Origin of the sequence: Acinetobacter sp. WCHAc060006 (assembly GCF_004209135.1) — a bacterium.
In the GTDB taxonomy this organism is placed as follows: Bacteria; Pseudomonadota; Gammaproteobacteria; order Pseudomonadales; family Moraxellaceae; genus Acinetobacter; species Acinetobacter cumulans.
Genome location: NZ_SGSS01000056.1, coordinates 1 through 7494, shown reverse-complemented (window position 1 = coordinate 7494; position 7494 = coordinate 1). Strand labels below are relative to the sequence as shown.

4 protein-coding genes and 1 pseudogene are annotated in these 7494 nt (G+C 30.8%); 4 read left to right on the top strand and 1 reads right to left on the bottom strand.

Annotated elements, in window-relative coordinates; genetic code table 11:
* Nucleotides 1-101: 101 nt before the first annotated feature.
* Nucleotides 102-282: pseudogene (locus tag EXE29_RS17805) on the bottom strand (IS21 family transposase); the annotation flags it as partial.
* Nucleotides 283-1214: 932 nt separating this feature from the next.
* Here EXE29_RS17805 and EXE29_RS16870 point away from each other — a divergent pair.
* The 4 genes from EXE29_RS16870 to EXE29_RS16855 form a co-directional block, all read left to right on the top strand.
* Complete coding sequence (locus EXE29_RS16870; RefSeq protein ID WP_005399592.1) at nt 1215-1421, top strand: helix-turn-helix domain-containing protein; 207 nt, start codon at nt 1215-1217, stop codon at nt 1419-1421.
* Nucleotides 1422-1638: 217 nt separating this feature from the next.
* Nucleotides 1639-2148, top strand: a complete 510-nt coding sequence (locus EXE29_RS16865) for a hypothetical protein (RefSeq protein WP_130125674.1) — start codon at nt 1639-1641, stop codon at nt 2146-2148.
* 32 nt (nt 2149-2180) lie between these two features.
* Nucleotides 2181-4484, top strand: coding sequence for a hypothetical protein (locus tag EXE29_RS16860; protein WP_120365092.1), 2304 nt, complete (start codon nt 2181-2183; stop codon nt 4482-4484).
* A partial coding sequence (locus EXE29_RS16855; protein ID WP_120365091.1) for a site-specific integrase occupies nt 4481-7494 on the top strand: 3014 nt, incomplete at its 3' end. The genes EXE29_RS16860 and EXE29_RS16855, both read left to right, overlap by 4 nt.

The window sequence follows — 7494 nt, the reverse complement described above, 5'->3', positions numbered from 1 at the left end:
AGTTGTGCGGTAGATTTTGTGTGTAGGCTTCTTCATTTGAAAATTATATCGCTGAAAAAGCCTTTACAGATAGGTTTGTGCAACAAAGCCTATTCAAACTCTAAAACTTCTTGGTAGAACACAACGGCAGGAATCCATTCAGGATAAACAGCATTTATGCGTTCGAGCAAATAAAGTTTATATAAGTCAAGAATACATATTCTAGGTTATAAGCCGATACTGTAGTGTGAACTTGAGCTGTAAATATTTACGCATTGTATTTTTAGATACTACAAGTTTTTGATTTGTTAAAGGCTTTGTTGCATAAATATGTAAGCATCTGATTTAAATAAATTTAATTTTGGATCAAAAAATAATCAAAACTTTTAAAATCATATAGTTATGAAATCTTTGTGCAACAAAGCCTTTGTTAAATTAAAATAATAAACCTTGTTTATACGGTGTGTGGACTGTTACTTCTTGTGCTAAAAATAAAATTTTTGAGTATTTTAAAATGACGTTATATTAACTATTGGGTTACTTTTAATACTGCTATAGGTATATTTTACACTGCTGATAAAATATAAAAATTAAACCCAATTGATATATTAACTTAACCTGTTATTGTGTTATTGTAATGAAGTAGGTCAACTGTATGATAAATTTTTAATTGTAATCTTATTCTTTAGTATATTGTGATTTTAAATAATGATGTTTAAGGAGTATAGTTAAATAATATATTGCAAAAAAATAATAAATATAATAAATATAATAGATATCTTGCGTTAGTCAAAATTTAATCAGTGGTAAGCTTTGATTTTTAAATAAATATCAAAGTCTAAAATAGTCAAAATAATACTTTCGCAAGAGGTCTAATTATTATGTTTAATGGTTTTTAATGAGGTTCTATTTGAACAGTAAAATTATAATTTTTATATTTTTTAATTAAGTAATAGAAAGTATATAAAGAATTTTGGTTTGTTAGACCGATTCTTCCGAACTGAGTGCTGTTGAAGATAATGAGATTGACAGTCCCTTGGAAGGTACTCATTTTACTTTTGTGGTTCCATATTTTCATCAAAAATATCTCATATAAATCAATGCCATGGTTTTTATTCTGGGTTTTTTTAAATCTTCTTTAGTATTATGAAATCATAAAAAAGTTTCAGATGTATATGAATTACTTAAAAAGTTTAGTTTTATATAAATATATTAATTCAGATACCTTAATCAACATGAAACATAAAGTTAAACAAATTACCGAAGATAGATTATTGCTATCTACTAGTGAAGCTGCTCGTTTATTAGGGTATGCAGAACAAACACTGCGTAAATGGGCATTGTACGAAAATGGGCCTATTAATCCTATTAGGCATGGACGTAGTCTTCGTTGGAGTAAGGCGGAAGTCTACAAATTTGCTTGTGTCAAAGAAGAAGCCTAGAAAAATCGAGACAGTTTTTCTTGTTATTAAGGCTTATTGCATTTGATATAAAAAAGACACGCAATAACAAGAAAAGCTAGCTCATCCAGAAAAAATTTATAATTGATTTTTTAAAAATATCATTAGCTTAAATTTGATTGAGATTTAGGTCCTAAGATTTCTCATGCTCAAAAAAAGCCTTTATGAAATTTTTAGAATGATGAATTTGGAGCTAATAATGTCCAAAAAACAAGCTAAACCAAAGAAGAGTTTTAAGCTATCGGACCGGCAACAAGCCAAATTAACTGAAAGTTCGCTAAGAAAATTCTCCGACATAATCGACCAGACAATAAAGCTTACTAATGTTGAGGTAGGTGATCAAAAAAATGCAAAAGATCGACTGAAAAAGTCAATGATTACTCGCGTTAAGAAAGACTATTTGAGTCTTACACAACATACGTATCTTTTATCTATTGAAGCTAAAAGTAATGAAGATTGGTTTAAGAATCAAGCTAACTATATTTTTTGGTTAGAGCTATTTACTTATCTTCAAAGTCACAAAATAAAATGTGAATATAGAATTAACTTCTATAAGGAACTTTTTGATTATTTAACTAAATTAGAAGATGAAAATTTATTTTATTTAATTAATAAGGAAATCTTGAAGAGGAATAAATATCATGTTCCTAGTAAAATTTATAAAACAGATTTTATAAATTATTTTAAATTACCTAGAAATATTTTTTGAAAAATCGAAAGTTGATATTGTGGAGTGCTGAAATGAATAATAAATTAGATTTAGAAGTTTTTAAATCAAGGTGTGCTTGTTTAACTGAAATTTTATCTTCATATAGAGAAGGTTTGCTTCTATTAGAATCATGTGATTTAAAAGATTTTCATAATACTTATATGACTGATGAATTTATGAGGGAATTAAAAGTTTTATGTGAAGGTATATATTTATATTTAAACATAAATAAATCTAAAACCCAGTATAAAAGTATTTTAGGGTCATCAAGTATCTGCATTTTATATAAAAATGTTGAAGATTTGGATGTTATAAATAAAGAAAAACAGATTTCGATTAACCAAAATATTTTAAAAATTTTTAATGTTGTAAATTTTTTAATTGGGTTGATGTCCAATATGGAGAACTCTCAAGCTAAAATTGAAAGGCTAAACTATAATTTCTATCTAATTTTAAAAATGATGGAAAAAAGTTTTAAAGGTTTTCTTTCTGAAGTTTTACCTATAATTTCTCAATATTTTAATCATCTTATTGAGTTCGATCATACGGCTAAGACCATTAAAGAATTCAATACTTATGCAAAAGCCCAAAATGTACATGTCACAGAATTCTGTAAGCGCCTTGATGCTAATGTTTCAGAAAATATAATCAAATCTCTAACAAGGTATTTAGACGAGTACAGAATCGCAGTTGAGGATATCTGTTATCGCCACAACGTAAGAATTAAAAGGACGGATGAGATTGAAAATATAGAGGATTTGGACGTTGATCCGCAGACATATCATAATCCACCTTTGGTCACCGAGAGTCAGTCTGATTACTCAGATGACAAAGATAACATTGATGATGAAGTCGATGAAGATAAGACTTCTAAGCAGTATGATTATAATCTAAATGAAGATACGCGTAGACTAGCACCATTTGTCTCAAATCAAAGATTGAATCGTCATATAGATAGAACTCAGCAACCAACGGTGAGTAATATTTACTATTTGGACATACCCTTATTAAAAATTGTAAACCAGGTTTTACTTGACCAACTTCATGAAAACAAAGATATCATGGAATCTGCAAAAGCAGCTTGTTGCTTGATGTCAATCTTTACCGGGCAGAGTGCCGTTATATTTCAAGATATCGACCAATTGCTAAAAACTAAGCAATTAAAACGTAGCCCCAATCGTGCCTATTATTTGTGGATCGTTGATGCAAATGTAAATAAAAATTTGAAAGGTCAAATTGCTAAAAAAGACAATAAATATAACGAGCATACAACTTGGGCATTTCAAATTCCTGCTATGTGGATTGATAGAATTAGAGAGGCTAACCTTTCCAATCTAACGAATACAGATTTCGAAAAGTCTTTATCAGAATGGTTTTATCATCGTCGTATAGGCCCGATATCAGTTACTTCAATTGCTTTACAACTTTCCTTTCATTTGAACCGTATATGTAAAGATGATCTTACAAAAAATTTCTTAATCGGTAGACAGGTTTCACATCAACCTGATCTAGCGTATGGGGGATTTTCTTATAAACAGTTAAATGAGGTATATGAGCAGTATATATATCTATGGTTTCAAAATAAAAACGAGGTAAATGTTTTAGATCGTCCGCAATTTATTCAAGTAGAAGAGCAAGCCCGCGTAGGAAGTCAGCGTGTATGGTCATTTGATAATGCGAAAAAATTCTTAAATACATTAAACTTGAAAGTTGTCCAAGTTTTAAAAGAAGAACAAGACATTGCTGAAAAATTTAATGCTTTCAGTGTTTGGATTTGGTTTTGTTGTTTATTGTCTTCAGGTGCACGTCCTGCTATAGGTGCATCTAGTATCAGAGAAAATTTTGATTTTATTACTAATATTGCATATATCCATGATAAGAGCAGTAGATCTCGTCCACATGGTCGTTATTCACCTCTGATCGAATTCGTTGTTAATGAGTTACAGCATTATGATGAATTTATCAAAAACATTAATGCCTTAGAGCTAGCTAATACAGCAGATCATATCTATTACCTTTCTTATTGGAAGAAAGGTTCAGAATTCATGAGCTTCACATTGGAGCCACTTACACAAAAGCATATAGCATCTTATTTATCAGAAAACTTTCCTGAAATGGATGAGTTATATCCCAATTGGACGCGCCATTTTGTAAGGAATTTTCTGGAATTGCCTGATGCGATTTTTAAGAGTTGGTATGCGCACGATCAACAAAATGAGATCGGATTTTCAAAATATTCATCTTTACAGCCCTACACCTACATGATTGAAATTCAAGATGCAGTAAATCAGCTGTTTAAAAGACTGGGATTAAAATCAGTGGTGAGCCAATCATGAAAGATGAAGAGTTACAAAAAATTCGAACTAAGCTAGAGTCTTCGACGAATCTTTTATTTGAAAAAATCTCAGAATTTCTTATCCATGAGATCACGGAATCTTGTGAAAAAAAGAAACTTGATGATCTTATTCAAAACGAAATGTATTCGAATCGAGCTAAAGTAGAGAAATACTTTCGCAATAGGAAAATCTCAAAAAAAGATTTGGAAGAATTAAGGGGATTTTGGTCTGAATTATGTGTGAAAAAAAAGCAAGAAATAGAGTCACAATTACCGTGGTTAAAGGATCAATATGAAATTAAGCTTATTCAAAGAGCATATTCAGCTCCAAATATTAAAGATATTGAATCAACGCAAATGAAGTTGCTTAGAGGGCAAAGGTTACATGAGTTTAAGCTCAAGTTGCATTTCTTTTGGGAGACTGAATTACCGAAAAGGCTTAAAACTGATGTTTTTAATGCTGATTTTACGGATGAGCAAAAGGAATTACTTCTTCGACAATTTTTAATGGCACTAATTATTGATTGTGGGTGTAGTCATAAAAAAGACTTAATGGCGATTTTAAGATCACTCAGAGCATATTTTTCAAATGATCAGTTAAAACCATCAGAATTGTCGAGTGGACTTGTATCCCTATATTGTCAAGGTTCATCAAAAACGGGTTATTTATATAATTATCCAGTAGAAAATGAGAAATATGCGAATTTAGTATATCTCGATAATTCATTCCAAATTAAACAAATTTATCTTACATCAATTAGTTTGTTAATGATGGTGAGACTCATCAATATAATTGAGTTTGAAACTCAAAGTGAAAGGCGTCAGGGAGAAAAAAGGCTCGTTCAGCTTATAGAGTCTATCGATGCTCAAAATGATGAAGGCTTTGATCAATATATTGATTTGGCTATATTGGATGTCGATAAAAATAGTGTTTTACGTGATTATTTTGCAAAGGAAAAATATCAATTATTTGAGCATGTCGATTACGTGCAGTATTTTAGTCAAAAGAATACGCTTGATGGTTTCACAACAGCATTATCTAAGGGGGCGTTAGACAGCGCTGCACTATCATTGTCAACCTTAAAAATGCTTGAGACACTTGATGCATTTAAAGACAATAAATCTTTAAAAAAGAAATTGATTACTCCCGAAAATGCATTTGATGATCCGAACGGGAGTTTTCGAAAGCCTAAGTCTGAAAATATACAAAAACTGAGCACAGAATATCATTGTGCCGCAGAAATTAAAAAAGGATTGATAGGGCAATTTCAAGGTAGAAAAAAACCCGAGACCATTAAACAATTGTCAGAAGATATTGAGTCACTTAAAGAAAGTTATAGTAATCAGACATATAAAATAGCTAAAGATATTGCGCTAGTGAGTGTTCAGATTGCGTTGATGACATGGTATCGGGATTACCTCGTGAGCGGTCAATCTTCAAATGTTTCTAGAGCAAAAGACGGAATTGCGCTGAGTTCCTTGGATACTTATAAATCCTCATTCGCTGAAGACCTTTTTATGTATGTTGTTACTCATGACCTTGATCTTCTGAAGATGGATGAAGAACAATTTGAGGGAGCATATGAGTATATTTTAAGTGAAAAATTTATTGTTGATAAGCAACGACAAAATAAAGCATCTAAAAATAATGTTAGGGAGGTGAAATATAATAGCTATGGTAAAGCTGTAAAAAATTTAAAAAAATTTCATAAAAGTTTAATGCATAATTTTGATGCTCCTCGAGTAAATTATTTAGACCAGTTAAAATCTGATGATCTTCAGATGTGTAGATCATCATATATAACCCCAGTGATGTGGGCGCATTTTAATAATTTGATTGGTCGCCAAGTTGAACTGAGTAAAGAACAAAAAAGTATATTCAAAATAATTTGTATGCTTGCTTACCGCACAGGTTTAAGGATTGGTGAGATTCTTGGATTACGGTTAAGAGATTTAGTCATGATTGAGCTAGATCTTAAAACAATTGGCAATGAGGAATATTATTATTTAACAGCAAGCAATCCTCAATTTATCAAAATCTTAATTCATAATAATTATCATCGTCAGGTTAAAACGACGAATGCAAAACGAGGAATTTGTCTTGATGAGTTGCTGACTGAATGTGAATTGAATGAATTTATTGGCCTAATCAAAAAGCATCTTAATGTAAAAGTTGGTCAAAAATGGTTAGGGGGAGAAGACTGTTTTATCTTCCAAGATGAATTTGGTCAAATTTTTTCATCTCGTTTTATTAGTGCTAAGACAAAGGAAATTTTTGATACTTTATTCAATAACGAACCACACGATTATTCCTTTCATAGCTTTAGGCATACTGCGACAAACAATTTAGCTTTAATTTTGAAAGGCAGTGAAACATTAATTAAAAGTTGGATCGGCTATTCACCCGATCATATTGCCAAAATTAAAAATTATTTATTGGGTAATACGGACAGTATTGCTGGACGTCAGGATGTTTGGAAGATTTTGGCACATTTTATTGGCCATTCATCTATTGAGATGACAGCCAACTATTACCTGCATTTTGGTTCAATGTTAGTCGGGGATGCATTATGTCCAGATGAAAGTAAAATATCAGCAAATATGGTAAGAGCTTTACTCTCTTGTAGAGTATTCAAGAAACAATTGAATACGTCTCAAATGAAAGAAAAGCTTGAATTAAAAGAAATCTTAGAGAAGATAGCTCCCAATTCAAAGATTATTCAAGACGCAATATTTCCTGATCGGTGGCATACTCAGATATTAAAATGTGAAGATGTAGAGCAAACTGATAATGTAACCGAAAGGCTCAAACTGAAATCAGAATTGAATGATATTATAGATGTACTTTCAGGAAAAAATGAAAATCTGAAGTTGAAAGAAATTGGGAGAGACTTGGCCTCAAACCTGTATAAAAATAGACACTATCAACAAAAAAACGATATTTCTAAAAGTAATCCTTTAGACATGCTGTTAAAGCATATCAATAGAAATAAGTCTGGAAATGTATTTAG

Bases quoted from the DNA above. Each gene is read 5' to 3' on its own strand.
- EXE29_RS16870 (WP_005399592.1), top strand. From the start codon at position 1,215: ATGAAACATAAAGTTAAACAAATTACCGAAGATAGATTATTGCTATCT.
- EXE29_RS16865 (WP_130125674.1), top strand. From the start codon at position 1,639: ATGTCCAAAAAACAAGCTAAACCAAAGAAGAGTTTTAAGCTATCGGAC.
- EXE29_RS16860 (WP_120365092.1), top strand. From the start codon at position 2,181: ATGAATAATAAATTAGATTTAGAAGTTTTTAAATCAAGGTGTGCTTGT.